Consider the following 15726-nt stretch of genomic DNA (forward strand, 5'->3'; position numbering starts at 1 on the left):
AATGCCGCTCACCCGCAGAGACTTCGCAAAGCGTTCCGCATTCGCCGGTGCCGGCGTGGCCCTGGCCGGCAGCGTCGGCGTGCTGGCCACCGCGCCCGGAGCCATCGGCAGCGAAGCCCCCGGCGGTGACACGGCGGACGGCGGCGCGCTCGGCTACGGTCCGCTGATCCCGGACCCGGACGGCATCCTCGCGCTGCCCGCCGGCTTCTCGTACAAGATCATCACTCGGACCGGGGTCACCAAGCTCGACAGTGGCGAGACCACGCCCTCCAACCACGACGGCACCGGCACCTTCGAGGGCACCCGCGGCAGCACCCTGCTCGTCAACAACCACGAGCTGAAGGGCCCGCGCGCCGACTGGCCGCACCCAGTGCCGCTCGCCGAGGGGCTCGTCTACGACCCGGCGGCGTCCGGCGGCTGCACCGTCGTCGAGGTCGCCAAGGACGGTACGCCGGTCGGCGAGTGGGTCGGCATCGCCGGCACCTCCACCAACTGCGCGGGCGGCACCACTCCTTGGGGCACCTGGCTGACCTGCGAGGAGAACGAGGACAAGGCCGGCGAGCACGGCATGACCAAGGACCACGGCTATGTCTTCGAGGTCGACCCGCACGACGTCAAGGCCGGCCGCGACCCCAAGCCCATCAAGGCGCTGGGGCGTTACGCCCACGAAGCGGTGGTCGTCGACCCCAGGCGCGGCCACCTCTATCTGACCGAGGACGCCTCCGGCCCCAACGGCCTGTTCTACCGCTGGACCCCGCCGAAGGGCTTCGAGCACGGCCGCGGCAAGCTGCGGACGCTGGCCGACGACGCAGGTGTGCTGAAAGCCCCCAAGTGCTTCGACTCCGGCGGCCGATTCGTCGACGACCTGTCGCGTGCCACGAAGACCGGCACCGTCTACGGCGTCGACTGGATCGAGGTCCCCGACCGCGACGCCCGTACGACGTCGGTCCGCAAGCAGTTCGCCGAGGGTGAGATCACCCGCGCCCGCAAGCTGGAGGGCATGTGGTGGGCGGACGGCGGCGCGTACATCGTGGCCTCCTTCGCCCGCGAGGAGAGCCCGGTCCAGCACGACGGCCAGGTCTGGTTCTACGACCCGCGGCGGCGGACGCTGACCCTGAAGGTGCTGCTCGGCGTCAACCCGGACCCGTCGAAGGACGGCGCGCTGGACGGCCCCGACAACATCACCGTCTCGCCCTACGGCGGGCTGATCATCGCCGAGGACGGCGAGGGCGTCCAGCACCTGTTCGGCGCCACCGAGGACGGCCGGACCTACCCGATCGCGCGCAACGACCTCAACATCGGCACCGACCAGGAGCCGGAGTTCAGCGAGTTCACCGGGCCGGTGTTCGCCCCGGACGGACAGACCCTGTTCGCGAACATCCAGGACCCCGGGATCATGCTGGCGATCACCGGGCCCTGGCAGCGCCAGCGGTAGCGGTACCGGCGGGGACGTCGGCGGCGGCCCCCGGCGCCGTCGCCGTGATGACGTAGTAGTCCAGCAGACCGGTCTCGTACGCGGTGAGATAGCGGCGCGGCCACTCGTCGCGGAGCTCGGGACGCTGGGCCATATAGAGGTCGTAGCCCTCCCAGACGGCGTCCCCGATCGACTGCACCCGGACGTCCCGCAGGCCCGCCGCGGCCAGCGCCGCGGCGGCGTCGTCGATCACATGGGGGACGTCCAGGCCGTCCGCGTACGCCGGCAGCAGCTCCGGCAGTGCGCGGGCGGCGTCCTGGTTGCGGGCGAAGAACGTGGTGAGCGCCAGCCGGCCGCCGGGGCGCAGCACCCGTGCCGCCTCGCGGGCGAAGGCGGGCAGATCGCGGAAGTGCTGGGCGGCCTCGACGGAGTAGAGGCAGTCGACGGCGGCGTCGGGGAGCGGGATGCGCTGGGCGGCGCCGAGGAGGAAGTCCAGCCGGCCGCGGTACTTGGCCGCCGCGGACCCGGGCTCGGGGCCGGTGAGCAGCGCCTCGTGGAGGGTGCGGGCGCGGGCGATCTGGTCCGGGTGGGCGTCCAGCCCGATGACCATCCCCAGGCCGAACTCCTCCAGGGCCAGTACGCAGCCCAGCCCCCGCCCGCAGCCGACCTCCAGGGCGGTGCTGCCCCGCGGCCGGTCGAAGGTGCCCAGCACCCGGCGGTAGAGGTCCTGCTCGCTGCGGATGCGGTCGGCCTCGGACAGCGGGCGGCCGGCGATATCGGGCAGCCGCGCCCAGTAGCCGAAGTTGATGAAGCCGCCGGCGAAGGCGGGCACGGTGCTGAGATCGTCCTCGCCGTAGATCGTCGCCACCCGTTCGGGGAGGTCCGGGTCGCCGGGCGGTGGCTGCTGCGTCATCGAGCGCTCCTGGTGCGTGCCGTGGGGGTGTCGTGCGGAGTGCGGAATCTTGCGCGGGTGCGGACGTTGTAAGGGAGGTGACCTCGAAGACCTCTGCGACCTCGACGCTACGGACAACTCGATTCTCGATCCTGGACCGCTCGCGCACCATCGAGGGCGGTCCGGAGGCGGCGGCGCTGCGGGACACGGTGGCGCTCGCCCGGCGCGCCGAGGAGCTCGGCTACCACCGCTTCTGGGTCTCCGAGCACCACAGCGTGCCGGGCGTGGCGGGCTCCGCGCCCACGGTGCTGGCGGCGGCGGTGGCGTCGGCGACATCGGCCATCCGGGTCGGTACGGGCGGGGTGATGCTGCCCAACCACCGGCCGCTGGTCGTGGCGGAGCAGTTCGGTGTCCTGGAGTCGCTCTTCCCCGGCCGGATCGATATGGGGCTCGGCCGGTCGGTGGGCTTCACCGGCGGGATCCGGCGGGCGCTGGGCACGGAGAAGGACGCGACCGAGGACTTCGGTGCCCGGCTCGCCGAGCTGCTGGGCTACTTCACGGGTGCCCAGACGGTCCATCCGCAGGTGCACGCCCGGCCGGCCGAGGGGCTGAGGGTGCCCGCGTTCGTGCTGGCCACGGGCGCGGGGGCGCAGATCGCGGCGGCGGCCGGGCTGGCGCTGGTGATCGGTGACTTCCGGGCGCCGAAGAAGATGCTGGACGCCATCGACAGCTACCGTGCCGGGTTCCGGCCCTCGGCGTTTTGGGACCGCCCGTATGTGGTGATCTCCGGGACGGTGGCGGTGGCGGGCACGCGGGAGGCTGCGCGCCGGCTGCTGGTGCCGGAGGCCCGGTCGCTGGCGTATTCGCGGGTCCACGGGGTGTTTCCGCCGTTGCTGCCCGTCGCGGAGGCGCTGTCCGGTGGGGAGGGGATGTCCGCGCGGGAGCGGGGGTTCTACGAGGACGCGCTGCGCGGCCATGTGCATGGCACCGAGGACGAGGTCGCCGAGGCTCTCGGTGCCCTGATCGACCGCAGTGGCGCGGACGAGGCGCTGGTGACCACCAGTACCTCCGACCGTGCGGCGCTGCTGGAGTCGTACGAGCGGCTGGCGAGGGTGGCGGGGCTGGTGGGACGAGGCTGACGGGGGCCGCGGCGCGGCGCCGTCGGTGGGACGGCGCCGCTCGCGTGCCACCCGGTCAGAGCGCCGCGGCCGCGGGCTTCTGCATACCACGGACGGTGCGCGCGTCGACGAATTCGCCCATGGCCGTCATCTCCCACTCGCCGGAGAACTGGCGGATGAATTTCGCCATCATCACGCCGGTGCGCGGCTCCGAGCCGGTGAGGTCGAAGCGGACGAGTTCCTCGCCGGTCTGGGCGTCGGTCAGCCGGCAGTACGCCTTGGCGACGTCGGAGAACTTCTGCCCGGAGAAGGAGTTCACGGTGAAGACCAGGCCGGTGACCTGCGGGGGCAGCCCGCCGAGGTGGACGGTGATGACCTCGTCGTCGCCGGAGCCGTCGCCGGTGAGGTTGTCGCCGGAGTGCTGGATCGCGCCGTTGAGGATCGACAGCTTGCCGAAGAAGCAGTTGTCGACCTTCTTGCGGTCCGGACCGTAGGCGATCACGGAGGCGTCCAGGTCGATGTTCTTGCCGCGGAAGGCGGGCTCCCAGCCGAGGCCCATCTTGACCGAGGTGAGGAGCGGCTGGCCGCCCTTGACCAGCGAGACCGTCTGGTTCTTCTGGAGGTTTACGCGGCCCTTGTCGAGGTTGACCTTGCCGAGGGACGGGAACCCGGGGGCGGGCTCGGTGGGAGTGGCGGGCTGGGCGGCGGGGGCGGGAGGTGCCGCTGCCTGCGGCGGGGCGGCCGGCGCGGGGGCCGGCGCGGCCGGGGGAGCGGCGGGTGCCTGCGGTGTCGGAGGCGCCTGCGGGGCGGCGGCGGCCGGTTCCTCGTCCACGGAGACGCCGAAGTCGGTGGCGATCCCGGCCAGGCCGTTGGCGTAGCCCTGGCCGACGGCGCGGACCTTCCAGGCGCCGTTGCGGCGGTAGATCTCCATGACGACCAGCGCGGTTTCCGTGCCGAGGCGCGGCGGGGTGAAGGAGGCGATGACGCTGCCGTTGTCGGCGTCGCGGACGGTGCCGGTCGGCTCGGTGCCGGCGAAGGTCGCGCCGGGGGCGTCGAGGCTGGCGGTGACCACGACCTTCTGGATGTCGTCGGGCACCGCCGCGGTGTCCACGGTGATGGTGTCGCCGGTGCCGCCGGCCGCGGCGGTGTGCGCCACGCCGGGGCCGCTGGGCTGGTTGTAGAACACGAAGTCGTCGTCGGAGCGCACCTTGCCGTCAGCGGTGAGCAGCAGGCCCGACACGTCCAGCCGCACGGGGGCGGTGACGTCCACCGCCACCCGCGCGGCGGTGAGCGGGAGGTTCGAGCCAGGAGTCATAGCGGTCATGCCAGCAGTAACGAACGGCCGGCTTTTGCGGTTCCATTACCCGCACGCGGATGGCCGCCCGGTTCCGAGGGCGGTCCGGGGGCGGAAACAGCCCCGGACCGGCTCGTTCAGCGGCGTTCGCGCGAGTTGCCGAAGAGCAGTCGGTAGACGATCAGCAGGACCAGGGCGCCGGCGATGGCGGCCACCCACATGGACGGGTCGTAGAAGTTCTTCGGGATGGGGCGGTCCAGGAACTTGGTGGACAGCCAGCCGCCGATGAAGGACCCGGCGATGCCGATCAGTGTGGTGCCGACGAGCCCGCCCGGGTCCCGTCCCGGCAGCAGGACCTTGGCGATGACGCCCGCGATCAGCCCCAGTACGAGCCAGCTGACGATGCCCATGATGCGTTCCTCGTTCCTGCGCGGGATTGGTACTACAGACGAGGACGCGGACCGGACGGTACGGGTTCCGCGAGGTGGCATGGCCCACGTTCAGTGGGGCCACTGGGGCGGGTCGGTGCAGAAGGCGCCGCCGAGGTGGGCGTGTTCGGGGTCGTCCGGGTCCAGTTCGCCGTGCGCGGCGACGAGTTCGGCGGCGTACGGCTCGGAGTCGTCCTGCGGTTCGTACCCCAGGGCGCGGGCGGTCGACAGGTCCCACCACAGGCGGGTGTTGGCCGAGGAGCCGTGGACGACGGTGTGGCCGACGTCCGGCGCGGTGAGCGCGGCGTGCAGCAGCCGCGCGCAGTCGGCCGGGCTCAGCCAGATCGACAGCATCCGCACCGATGTCGGCCGGGGGAAGCAGGAGCCGATACGGATCGAGACGGTCTCGATGCCGTGCAGGTCCCAGTAGAGCGAGGCGAGGTCCTCGCCGAACCCTTTGGAGAGGCCGTAGTAGGTGTCCGGGCGGTGGGGTGTGTCGACGGGGATCGCGGCGGAGCCGTCCGCTGGGCGGGGCGTGAAGCCGACGGCGTGGTTGGAGGAGGCGAAGACGACCCTGCGTACGCCTTCTTCGCGGGCGGCTTCGTAGAGGTGGTAGGTGCCCTCGATGTTGGCCCGGAGGATTTTCTCGAAGGGTGCCTCCAGGGAGATTCCGGCCAGATGGATGATCGCGTCGACGTCGCGTACCGCCTCGCGCAGCGCCTTGCGGTCGGCCAGATCGGCGGTGATGACGTCCGGTTCGCCGGCTGCGTTCTCGCTGGTTCGGCGGTCGACGGGCCGCCGGTCGAAGAGCCGGAGCCGGTATCCGTAGGGCGGCAGCAGCTCGCGCATCAGGGTGCCCATGCCTCCGGCGGCGCCGGTGAGCAGGACGGTGCGGGGTGCGGTCATGGGGACTCCTCCGGCCGAACGGCAAGGCTGTATCCACAAACAGTATTCAGATGGATGTACGGACGGACGACGCTAGGAAGTCGGATCGCCGCGGTCAAGACGGTTGAACGACCGGGTAAATCCCCTTGTCGCACGGCAGTTGTGCGTCCTTGACCGGTGCGGGACGGCTGCCCTAGCGTGGTCATGTTCAGGAACATGGACTCTGATCAGAAATATGCACGGTTCAAGCATGCGCGGCATGTCATCAGGGAGAGCCCGTGACCGCACCCCCTTCCCCGGCCACCGCCGGGCGGCACCCCCAGCTCGCCGAACGCCTCGACGGACTGCTGTTCTTCCCCGTGACCGCGTACGCGCCGGACGGTGCCCCGGACCTGGCGGCCTTCCGCGCCCATGTGCGGGCCGGGATCGACGCGGGCGCGGCCGCCGTCTTCGCCTGCTGCGGCACCGGTGAGTTCCACGCGCTCACCCCCGAGGAGTTCGCCGACTGCGTGGCCGCCGCGGTGGAAGAGGCCGCCGGCCGCGTCCCGGTGGTCGCCGGTACGGGCTACGGCACCGCGCTCGCCGTCCGGTTCGCCGGGCTCGCCCAGGAGGCGGGCGCCGACGGGCTGCTCGCCATGCCGCCCTACCTGGTCGTCGCCGGACAGGACGGACTGCTGCGGCACTACGCCGAACTCGCCGCCGCCACCCCGCTTCCCGTCATCGTCTACCAGCGCGACAACGCCGTCTTCGAACCGGCCACCGTCGTCGCGCTCGCCAGGACCCCGGGCATCATCGGCCTCAAGGACGGCCTGGGGGACCTGGATCTGCTCCAGCGCATCATCAGCGCGGTGCGCAGCGAGGCCGCGGACGAGAAGTTCCTGTACTTCAACGGCCTGCCCACGGCGGAACTCACCGGCCCCGCCTACCTGGGCCTGGGCGTCCGCCGCTACTCCTCCGCCGTCTTCGCCTTCGCCCCCGAGATCGCCCTCGCCTTCCACCGGGCGCTGAACACCGGCGACCAGGCCACCGTCGGCCGGCTCCTGGACGGCTTCTACCGGCCGCTGGTCGAGCTGCGCAAGCGGGGTCACGGCTATGCCGTTTCGCTGGTCAAGGCCGGTGTGCGGCTGCGCGGTCTGGACGTCGGCGGGGTGCGGCCGCCGCTCGGCGAACCGGCCCCGGCGCATGTCCAGGAGCTCGCCGCACTGATCGAGCGCGGCCTGGCCCTCGTGCGAGGCGGCGGCGACTGATGCGTACCGCCGCGTTCCTCTACCCGTGGGACGTCGTCGGTGATCCGGACGCCGCGGGCCGCGTCGCCGACCTGGGCGTCCACCAGGTCACCCTGGCCTCCGCCTACCACTCCACCCGCGCCCTCACCCCGCGCCACCCCCGCCACCGCATCGTCACCGCCCGGCACTCCGCCGTGCTGTACCCGCCGGACGCCGCCCGCTGGGCGGGCCGGGCGCTGCGGCCGTACGCCCAGGACTGGGTCGAGGGCGAGGACCCCTTCGGGGCGGCCGCGCGGGCGCTGGCCGACGGCGGTCTGGAGGTGCATACATGGGTCGTGCTGGCGCACAACTCCCGGCTCGGCGCCGAGCATCCGTCCGCCGTCGTCCGCAACGCGTACGGCGATCCGTACCCGTGGGCGCCGTGCATCGCCCGCCCCGAGGTGCGCGACTACCTCGTCCGGCTCGCCGCGGAGGCCGCCGTGCGGCCCGGGGCGCGCGGTACCGAGCTGGAGTCCTGCGGCTGGTACGGGCTGGCCCATCCGCACGGCCACGACAAGATCGGCGGCGTGCCGCTCTCCGGCGCCGCGCAGTATCTGATGTCCCTGTGCTTCTGCTCGGTGTGCGCCGAGGGGTATGCCCAACTCGGCCTGCCCGGTGGTGAGTTGAGGCATCGTGTGGTGCGGGCTCTGGAACCGTTGTGGGGGGCCGCGGCGGACCGGCCGAAGGACCGGGCGGTGGAGTGGGGCGCGGCCTCGGAGCTGCTCGGCGCGGACATCGCGGAGGTGGTGCGCGGCTGGCGGGACCGGGCCGCGCGGACTCTCCAGCGCGCGGCCGTGCGCGCCGTGCGCGACGCGGCGGGCGGGGAGTTCCGGGTGCTGCTGCACGCCGATCCGGCCGCGCACCGCTGTGGCGCCAACGCCGGGGTGGACCCGGCGGACGTCCTGTCGCACGCCGACGGCGTCGTCGTCCCGTGCACCGGTGACGACGCGGCGCGTGCCGACGCCCTCGGACCGTTCGCGGACCGCGGGCGCGACCACGGCGCGACCGTCGCCGCCAATCTCACCGTCGTCTCCGGCCTGGGCGGCAGCCCCGGCACCCTCGCCGCCGACGCCGCGCACGCCGCGTCGCTGGGTGCGAACGCACTGCGGCTCTACCACGCGGGCCTGGCGAGCGACCGCGACCTGACCGCCGTACGGGCCGCGCTCCGCGACACCGGGGGCAGCACCGCGCGCTGAAACAGCCCGGCCTGCCGCGTCGGCCCGGCCGGTGCGGTGGGTGTGGCCGGTGTGGCGGGCTTCGCCGCGGCCGCGCCCCTGGTGCCGGTGAGATGCGCGAAGACCACGACATTGCCGAGGTATTCCTGCTTGTCCGTGTCGTAGCCGCCGCCGCAGGTGATCAGGCGGAGTTCGGGCCGGTCGGCCTGCCCGTAGACCTTGTCGTCCGGGAAGTTGTCGCCCTCGTAGACCTCGACCGCGTCGACGGTGAAGACCGCCGTACGGCCGTCCTTGCGGAGGATCTCGACGGGGACGTTCTTCCGCAGGGAGCCGAGGTTGTAGAAGACGGCGGGCCCGGCGTGGCTGTCGACGTGCCCGGCCACCAGAGCGGTGCCGCGGGCCCCGGGGGCCGTGCCGTCCTTGTACCAGCCGGCCAGGTTCCTGGTCGCGTCCGGCGGTACGTCGAGGCTGCCGTCCGCGGCCAGGCCCAGCCCCATCAGGGGTGCGTCGATCTCCGCTGACGGCACGGTGACACGTACCGGATCCGAGGCGGGCAGCGGCGGGATGGCCGGCACCTGGGGCACCGCCGGCCGGGCGACCGCCGGGCCCGCACCGAACCCCTGGGCGGCGGACGGCTGCGGCGGAGTGCGGGTCTCGGTCCCGTGGACGATCAGCCAGAGCCCGGTGACCAGCGCGAGCGCCGTGACGCCGGCTATGACACTGCTCTCCCCGCGGTCGCGGCTGCGGTTTCCCATCGTGCGCACTCCTCCCGGGAAGCGGGGATCGGTCCGCGGCCCGGCCTCCCGGGTGCGGCATGGCCGGGAGACCGGGCCCGTGGACGCTCACGGCGGACCGGACGTGGCCGGTCTCCTCAGGGGCGGCCCCCCTCGCGACGGTGGCGCATCACCCAGATGCCACCGGCCACCGCCGCCATCAGCATGGCCGCGCCCGCGGCGAGCTCGGTGCCGCTGGAGCTCTCGGTGCCCACACCGGTCTTCGCCTTGCCCTTGGGAGCCGGTGTGGCGCTGCTGCTCGCCGTGGCCGCCGGGCCGCCGCCGCCCATGGCCGCGCCTCTGGCGCCGCCGTGGATGCCGGCCTTGACGACGCCGATGGTGCCGGTGATGTCCTTGCCGTGGGAACACGCGCCGCCGATGCCGTAGTTACCGGGCCGGGTGCCGTACGGAATCCGCAGCGAGCCCTGTACGTTCCCGGAGTGTGCCCGGCCCTTGGCGGCGAGCCGGACGGTGCCGGCCCCCAGCGAGCTGGCGTCGACCCTGGCCGTGCCGTGTCGGCAGGCGCTGCTGGTCAGACTGACCGTGCTGCCCGCCCTGGCCGTGCCGGGGGAGACCTCGATGGTGCCGAAGTCGCCGGCGAACGCCGCGGTGGTGGACAGCCCGAGCGCGGCGACGGACAGCGCGGCACCGGTGAGAACTCGACTGGAACGCATGGCGACGACCTCCACGAAGCGCGGACCGGACACACCGCTGTGCCCCGAGAAGTCGACGGAGTTCCACGCTTCCTGATTCCGAGGTAAGCGGCCCGGCGCCCACCGAGCCTGCTGACGCGATGTCAGAACTCGCCCTGACGGACCGTGCGCCGCCCGAGATCGTCAAGAAAAGCGCAGGTCGGGTGGGGATTTCCCGGCTCCTTCGGCGTACCGCGCCGCCTAGCCCGGTCGGACGAATCCGCACTCGTACGCGGCGATCACCGCCTGGGTCCGGTCTCGTACCCCCAGCTTGGCCAGCACCCCCGCGACATGGGTCTTCACCGTGGCGGGGCCGACCCCCAGCCGGCCCGCGATCTCGGCGTTGGTCAGCCCCGCCGTCATCAGCCGCAGCACGGCCCGCTCCCGCTCCGACAGCCGGGCCCGCAGCGCCCGCGCCGCGTCGTCCGCCGCCCGCTCCCCGGCATGCCGGGCGGCCAGCGCGCGGACCGCCGCCGGGAACAGCAGCGACTCGCAGCGCGCCACCAGCCGCACCGCCTGGACCAGCTCCTCCGCGCCGGACCGCTTGAGCAGAAACCCGCTGGCCCCGGCCCGCAGCGCGTCATAGACATAGGCGTCGTTCTCGAACGTCGTCACCACGATGATGCGGGGCGGCTCGGACATCCCGGCGAGCACCTGCTCGGTCGCGCGGATACCGTCGATCTCCGGCATCCGGACGTCCATCAGCACGATGTCCGGGCGCAGTTCACGGATCAGCGGCACCGCCTCAGCGCCGGACGCGGCCTCGCCGACCACCTCCATGTCGGCCTCGGCGCCGAGGATCGCGCGCAGCGCCGTACGCACCATCCGCTCGTCGTCGGCCAGGACGATACGCAGCGGGCGGTCGGCGCCGGCCTCGGGAGGCGCCGGTGCGCCCGTCGCGTCCGTGCTGTCGCCGTCGCCGTGCCTCGTGCTCATGCCCTGCTCGCCCACCCTGTCACCCTGTCGTCCGTTCGCTCTCTCGTCGTGTGCCGCTGTCCGCCCGGTCGGCGGATCCCCGCTCACCGCGTCGCCCCCAGCGGCAGCCGGGCGGTCAGCCGCCAGACGCCGTCCTGCGCCACGGCCGTCGCATCGCCGCCCAGCAGCCGGGCGCGCTCGCCGATGCCGCGCAGCCCGCGGCCGCCGCCGGTACGGGCCGCCGGGGCGGCGGCGTCCGCGGTGTCGGCCACGGTCTGCCCCGCCGTCAACGGGTTCTCCATCTCCAGCGTCAACTCCCGCTCCACTATGTGAAGTTGCAGCTTCACCCGCACCGTCGTCCCGGCATGCCGCAGCGCATTGCTGAGCCCCTCCTGCACGATCCGGTACGCCTCCCGCGAGACGACCGGCGGCAGCCCGGCGGAGCTCCCCTCGATCGTCGCCTCGATGCGCAGACCCGCCGCGCGGGTACGGTCCAGCAGGGCGTCCAGGCCGTCCAGCGTGCGCGCCGGCGCGGTCGGATTGGCGCCGTCCTCCTCGCGCAACAGCCCCAGCACGGTGTCCAGTTCCGCGACCGCCTCGCGGGTGGTCTCCTCGATGGCGGCCAGCGCCTGGCGGGCGAACTCCGGGTCCGCGTCCAGGACCCGGCGGGCCGCGCTCGCCTGCAGGGTGACGGCGCTGAGCGCGTGCCCCACGGAGTCGTGCAGCTCCCGGGCGAGCCGGTTGCGGGAGGCCAGATCGGCGGCCCGGCGCTCGGCCGCGGCCAGCCGGTCGGCGGGCGTCGGGCCCAGCAGCACCGGCGCCAGACGGGCCAGCAGTTTCCCTGCCCCCCAGGCCGTGCCGACCACCAGAGCCATGAGCGCCAGCCCGGCGATCGGGCCGAGTGCGCCGGGAGCGGCCCGCTGCCACGCCGGCCAGCCGCGCTGCAGCGCCCCCGAGAACGGCAGTGCCATCAGCGCTATCGCGGCCGGCGGCGCGGCCAGCGACATCCCGCTCACGATCGCGCCGGCCGCGCTGTGCGCCATGAACCACAAACCGGTGCGCCACCGGGCCGCCCACGCATACCCCGGCTCGTCGGCCAGCAGCTCTCCCGGTACACCGCACAACGACCGGACGGCGCCCGCCCCCATCGACCGCGCGGGCGGGAAGAGCAGCGCGGCCAGTCCGGAGGGCGGCAGGGCGGCACCGAACGCGATGAACTGGGTCGCGGGGTCGCGATACGGGTCGGCGCCGTCCATGACCAAGGACACGACGACCGCCGCCGCCAGGAAGTACGGCATCAACAGCGCGCCGCCCATGACGAGATGGGCCCAGCGCCGGCCGAAGAGGCCCGCCCTCATCCGCACCGTGCGGCCTCGCGCTCGGCGAAGAAGTGCGCCCCGGCGACGGCCACGAGCATCCCCACGATCATCTGCACAGCGTAAGTCACGCTCAACAGGGGGGAGGGCGGCATCGGACCGCCCGCGTCAGCCGTGATGCCGGTCAGCATCATCCAGCCGCCCCAGCAGGCCAGCGCGGCCGAGCCGGTCCAGGCGGCGGCCAGCGGCAGCAGCAGCGGGACCCGGCGGCCGCGTCCGTAGCCGAGCATCAGGGCACCGGCCGCCGCGAGCGCCGCGAACAGGACGTAACCGGTGTCGTTCAGACGGGAGTTCAGGTCCTGCGTCGCGGACCGCGCGGGGTTCGGGCCGGCCGTGCCGCCGGCCGCCCACAGCAGATGCGTCACGGCGGGCAGCACCGCCAGTACGACCACCGCGGCCGCGGACTGCCGGCGCGCGGCCCCGGTGGGGCTGTCCGGCAGCGTGCCGACGCGGCCCCGCCGAAGATGGCCCCGGCGCTCCCTCGCGTACCGCACGAACAACGCGCCCAGGGCCAGCGCCTGCACGATGAAGCCGGTGTACACGACGCCCCACACCCACGGGTCGAGCAGCTCGTCCGGGCTGCCGCCGAACCCTCCGTCGCCGCCGGTGACGGCCCCACCCCCGTGGGAGCCGCCGCCCGGCAGCGAAGCCGGCGTCTGGACGGGGAAGACCGCGACGACGGGCGCGAGCAGACCGCTCGCGAACCACATGGCAGCACCAGCACCCAGGCCGGCACCCGCCGCCCCCAGGGCCGGGTCAGCAGGAACGCCAGCACCACGACCGCCGCGTCCATCAGCAGGGTCAGCCCGTTCAGCGCCCGCAGCGAGTCGCCGTAGGAGCGGGTGCGCCGGGCGGATCGGGTGCGCTGGGTCATGCCACCAGACTTCCGCGGTCATGACCCGGCCGCCTCACCCCCGATGACGATCCGCCTCCCCCGCGCGGGGGAGGCGCAGGGCGGAATGGGCCCCGACAGCCGGGGTGTCGCCGTGCCGGAGAGTGCTCAGAGCCGCCGGGTGGCCAGCGTCAGCCGGTCCCGCGCGTCGAACAGCGCGTCCTTGATCATCTGCTCATGGGCAGGGGTCAGCCGGGCCACCGGCACCGAGCAGCTGATCGCGTCCCGCGCCGGGGTCCGGTACGGGATCGCCACGCCGAAGCAGCGCAGACCCAGCGTGTTCTCCTCGCGGTCCACCGCGAAGCCCTGCTCGCGCACCGTGTGCAGCTCCTCGATCAGCCGCTCCCGGTCGGTGATGGTGTGCTCGGTCAGCGCCGAGAGGGTCGGCGGCAGCATCGCGCGGACCTGGTCGTCGGTGTAGGTGGCGAGCAGCGCCTTGCCCAGCGACGTGGAGTGCGCGGGCAGCCGGCGGCCGACGCGGGTGAAGGGCCGCAGATAGTGCTGCGACTGGCGGGTGGCGAGATAGACCACGTTGACGCCGTCCAGCCGGGCGAGGTGGATGGTCTCGGTGGTGTCGTCCGAGAGCCGGTCCAGCGTCGGCCGGGCGGCGGCCACCACCTCGTCGCCGTCGATGTACGACGTGCCGACCAGCAGCGCGCGGACGCCGATGCCGTAGCGGGTGCCGGTGGCGTCCGTCTCGACCCAGCCCAGGTCGACGAGGGTGCGCAGCAGCATGTAGAGGCTGGACTTGGGGTATCCGACGGCCTCCTGGACGGAGGCGAGGCTGTGCATGCCGGGGCGGCCCGCGAAGTACTCCAGCAACTCCACCGTCCGCACCGCGGATTTGACCTGCGATCCACCGGTATCGGCAGCTGACATCGCCCTTGACCCCTCTGTTCGGACACCCATAGAGTCCCAGTTGTTCATGATCTGGGACATCGTTCAGCATATCGAACGGGGTCCGGTGGGCGGCAAGACCCGCATGGTTTCCGATCGTCCCGCGACGACCCGGATCGTGAGGGAACGACTCGGCAGGTATCGCCCGGGAGGAATGCACGGTGGCAACAGCGGCAGCACCAGTCTGGAGTGTCGACCCCCGAACCGGGAAGCCACGGGAACAGGTTGCGGTGGAGGCCACAGCCGCCGAGGTGGACACGGCCGTCCGCGCGGCGCACGCCGCCCGTGCCCCGCTCGCCGACCGCGCCGTCCGCACCGCCTTCCTGCGCCGCGCCGCCGACCTGCTCGACGAGGCGGGCGAGGCGGTCATCGAGGCCGCCGACGCCGAGACCGCGCTCGGCCCCGGCCGGCTCACCGGCGAACTGGCCCGGACCACCTACCAGTTGCGTGCCTTCGCGGACCTCGCGGCCGACGGCGCCTTCCTCGACGTACGCATCGACCACGCCGACCCCGGCCTCGCCCCGCCCCGCCCCGACCTGCGCCGCTACAAGATCCCGCTCGGCCCGGTGGCCGTGTACGCCGCCAGCAACTTCCCGCTCGCCTTCTCCGTGCCCGGCGGCGACACCGCCAGCGCCCTCGCGGCCGGCTGCCCGGTCGTCGTCAAGGCGCATCCCGACCACCCCGCCACCTCCGAACTCTGCGCCGCGCTGCTGCGCCGCGCCGCCACCGACACCGGTCTGCCCGAGGGCGTACTGGGCCTGGTGCACGGACTCCAGGCCGGCGTCGACCTGGTGCGCCACCCGCTGATCACCGCCGCCGGCTTCACCGGCTCGGTGCGCGGCGGCCGCGCCCTGTACGACGCGGCCGCGGCCCGCCCGCACCCCATTCCCTTCCACGGCGAACTGGGCAGCCTCAACCCCGTCGTGGTGACCGAGGCCGCGGCCGGCGAACGCGCCGAGCAGCTCGGCGCCGGCCTCGCCGCCTCGATGACGCTCGGCGTCGGCCAGTTCTGCGTCAAGCCGGGACTCGTCCTGGCCCCGGAGGGCGCGGCCGGCGACCGGCTGCTGACCGCCCTCACCGCCGCCGTCAGCAACACCGAGCCGGGCGTCCTGCTCGACCACCGGATGCGGGACGCGTTCGTCGACGGCGTCCGGACCCGCGCCGAACTCCCCGACGTCCAGGCGCCGGTGACCCCCGGCGCCGGCGGCGAACACACCGTCAGCGCGGGCTTCCTCACCGTCCCCGCCGCCCGCCTCACCACCGAAGGGCCGCACGACCTCCTCCTGGAGGAGTGCTTCGGCCCGGTCACCGTCCTCGCCCGCTACACCGACGACGCCGAGATCGCCGCCGTACTCGCCCGGCTCCCCGGCAACCTCACCGCCACCCTCCAGCTCGGCGAGGCGGAGGGCGCGGGCAGCGACGGCACGGGACGCGGCGCGGCGCTGCTCGCCGGCCTCACCCCGCTCGCCGGACGCGTCGTCGTCAACGGCTGGCCGACCGGCGTCGCGGTCGCCCCCGCCCAGCACCACGGCGGCCCCTACCCGGCCACCACCTCCACGTCCACCTCCGTCGGTGGCACCGCCGTCGAACGCTGGCTGCGCCCGGTCGCCTACCAGGACACCCCGCCCGCGCTGCTCCCGCCCGAGCTCCGCGAGGACAACCCGCTCGGCCTGCCCCGCCGCGTCGACGGCCGCGCCGAGGGCGCATAGC

The 15726-nt window shown here is 73.6% G+C and carries 14 protein-coding genes and 1 pseudogene; 5 read left to right on the top strand and 10 right to left on the bottom strand.

Annotated elements, in window-relative coordinates:
* Position 1 precedes the first annotated feature (1 nt).
* The gene (locus FCH28_RS21810) at positions 2-1435 is read left to right on the top strand and encodes an alkaline phosphatase PhoX (RefSeq protein ID WP_136741763.1); all 1434 of its coding nucleotides are present in this window, start codon (positions 2-4) and stop codon (positions 1433-1435) included.
* Here the strand turns inward: FCH28_RS21810 and FCH28_RS21815 are convergent.
* Positions 1407-2327, bottom strand: coding sequence for a class I SAM-dependent methyltransferase (locus FCH28_RS21815; RefSeq protein WP_136741764.1), 921 nt, complete (start codon positions 2325-2327; stop codon positions 1407-1409). The genes FCH28_RS21810 and FCH28_RS21815 overlap by 29 nt on opposite strands.
* A 77-nt stretch (positions 2328-2404) precedes the next feature.
* On the opposite strand from FCH28_RS21815, the gene FCH28_RS21820 reads away from it, so the two are divergent.
* Complete coding sequence (locus FCH28_RS21820) at positions 2405-3445, top strand: MsnO8 family LLM class oxidoreductase (protein WP_136741765.1); 1041 nt, start codon at positions 2405-2407, stop codon at positions 3443-3445.
* Positions 3446-3500: 55 nt separating this feature from the next.
* On the opposite strand, the gene FCH28_RS21825 is transcribed toward FCH28_RS21820, so the two are convergent.
* From FCH28_RS21825 to FCH28_RS21835, 3 genes are all read right to left on the bottom strand, one after another.
* On the bottom strand, positions 3501-4739 hold the full coding sequence (locus FCH28_RS21825) for a TerD family protein (protein ID WP_136741885.1): 1239 nt from the start codon (positions 4737-4739) through the stop codon (positions 3501-3503).
* A 116-nt stretch (positions 4740-4855) separates the two neighbouring features.
* On the bottom strand, positions 4856-5128 hold the full coding sequence (locus FCH28_RS21830) for a GlsB/YeaQ/YmgE family stress response membrane protein (protein WP_136741766.1): 273 nt from the start codon (positions 5126-5128) through the stop codon (positions 4856-4858).
* 90 nt (positions 5129-5218) lie between these two features.
* The gene (locus FCH28_RS21835) at positions 5219-6052 is read right to left on the bottom strand and encodes an NAD-dependent epimerase/dehydratase family protein (protein WP_136741767.1); all 834 of its coding nucleotides are present in this window, start codon (positions 6050-6052) and stop codon (positions 5219-5221) included.
* Between the two features lie 257 nt (positions 6053-6309).
* Here FCH28_RS21835 and FCH28_RS21840 point away from each other — a divergent pair, with 257 nt between their 5' ends.
* A complete protein-coding gene (locus FCH28_RS21840) occupies positions 6310-7278 on the top strand; it encodes a 5-dehydro-4-deoxyglucarate dehydratase (RefSeq protein WP_136741768.1) in 969 nt (322 codons plus the stop codon).
* The gene (locus tag FCH28_RS21845; RefSeq protein ID WP_136741769.1) at positions 7278-8492 is read left to right on the top strand and encodes a glycoside hydrolase family protein; all 1215 of its coding nucleotides are present in this window, start codon (positions 7278-7280) and stop codon (positions 8490-8492) included. Before FCH28_RS21840 ends, FCH28_RS21845 begins: the two co-directional genes overlap by 1 nt.
* 77 nt (positions 8493-8569) lie before the next feature.
* Here FCH28_RS21845 and FCH28_RS21850 read toward each other — a convergent pair.
* The 6 genes and pseudogenes from FCH28_RS21850 to FCH28_RS21875 all read right to left on the bottom strand — a co-directional run.
* A pseudogene (locus FCH28_RS21850) lies at positions 8570-9226 on the bottom strand (class F sortase); the annotation flags it as partial.
* A gap of 116 nt (positions 9227-9342) precedes the next feature.
* Positions 9343-9918 (bottom strand): hypothetical protein, encoded by a 576-nt coding sequence (locus FCH28_RS21855; RefSeq protein WP_136741771.1) that lies wholly within the window; start codon positions 9916-9918, stop codon positions 9343-9345.
* A 219-nt stretch (positions 9919-10137) separates the two neighbouring features.
* Complete coding sequence (locus tag FCH28_RS21860; protein WP_281289744.1) at positions 10138-10872, bottom strand: response regulator transcription factor; 735 nt, start codon at positions 10870-10872, stop codon at positions 10138-10140.
* A gap of 83 nt (positions 10873-10955) precedes the next feature.
* Positions 10956-12209: a sensor histidine kinase gene (locus tag FCH28_RS21865; protein ID WP_136741772.1), complete on the bottom strand. Its 1254-nt coding sequence runs from the start codon at positions 12207-12209 to the stop codon at positions 10956-10958.
* A complete protein-coding gene (locus FCH28_RS21870) occupies positions 12206-12937 on the bottom strand; it encodes a hypothetical protein (protein ID WP_136741773.1) in 732 nt (243 codons plus the stop codon). The genes FCH28_RS21865 and FCH28_RS21870 overlap by 4 nt, the downstream gene beginning before the upstream one ends.
* A gap of 290 nt (positions 12938-13227) precedes the next feature.
* Positions 13228-13998: an IclR family transcriptional regulator gene (locus tag FCH28_RS21875; RefSeq protein ID WP_136741774.1), complete on the bottom strand. Its 771-nt coding sequence runs from the start codon at positions 13996-13998 to the stop codon at positions 13228-13230.
* Positions 13999-14177: 179 nt separating this feature from the next.
* On the opposite strand from FCH28_RS21875, the gene FCH28_RS21880 reads away from it, so the two are divergent.
* The gene (locus tag FCH28_RS21880; RefSeq protein ID WP_136741775.1) at positions 14178-15725 is read left to right on the top strand and encodes an aldehyde dehydrogenase (NADP(+)); all 1548 of its coding nucleotides are present in this window, start codon (positions 14178-14180) and stop codon (positions 15723-15725) included.
* Position 15726 lies beyond the last annotated feature (1 nt).

Origin of the sequence: Streptomyces piniterrae (assembly GCF_005048155.1) — a bacterium.
Taxonomy (GTDB): Bacteria; Actinomycetota; Actinomycetes; order Streptomycetales; family Streptomycetaceae; genus Streptomyces; species Streptomyces piniterrae.

Bases quoted from the DNA above. Each gene is read 5' to 3' on its own strand.
- FCH28_RS21810 (WP_136741763.1), top strand. From the start codon at position 2: ATGCCGCTCACCCGCAGAGACTTCGCAAAGCGTTCCGCATTCGCCGGT.
- FCH28_RS21815 (WP_136741764.1), bottom strand. From the start codon at position 2,327: ATGACGCAGCAGCCACCGCCCGGCGACCCGGACCTCCCCGAACGGGTG.
- FCH28_RS21825 (WP_136741885.1), bottom strand. From the start codon at position 4,739: ATGACTCCTGGCTCGAACCTCCCGCTCACCGCCGCGCGGGTGGCGGTG.
- FCH28_RS21830 (WP_136741766.1), bottom strand. From the start codon at position 5,128: ATGGGCATCGTCAGCTGGCTCGTACTGGGGCTGATCGCGGGCGTCATC.
- FCH28_RS21835 (WP_136741767.1), bottom strand. From the start codon at position 6,052: ATGACCGCACCCCGCACCGTCCTGCTCACCGGCGCCGCCGGAGGCATG.
- FCH28_RS21845 (WP_136741769.1), top strand. From the start codon at position 7,278: ATGCGTACCGCCGCGTTCCTCTACCCGTGGGACGTCGTCGGTGATCCG.
- FCH28_RS21855 (WP_136741771.1), bottom strand. From the start codon at position 9,918: ATGCGTTCCAGTCGAGTTCTCACCGGTGCCGCGCTGTCCGTCGCCGCG.
- FCH28_RS21860 (WP_281289744.1), bottom strand. From the start codon at position 10,872: ATGAGCACGAGGCACGGCGACGGCGACAGCACGGACGCGACGGGCGCA.
- FCH28_RS21865 (WP_136741772.1), bottom strand. From the start codon at position 12,209: ATGAGGGCGGGCCTCTTCGGCCGGCGCTGGGCCCATCTCGTCATGGGC.
- FCH28_RS21870 (WP_136741773.1), bottom strand. From the start codon at position 12,937: ATGTGGTTCGCGAGCGGTCTGCTCGCGCCCGTCGTCGCGGTCTTCCCC.
- FCH28_RS21875 (WP_136741774.1), bottom strand. From the start codon at position 13,998: ATGTCAGCTGCCGATACCGGTGGATCGCAGGTCAAATCCGCGGTGCGG.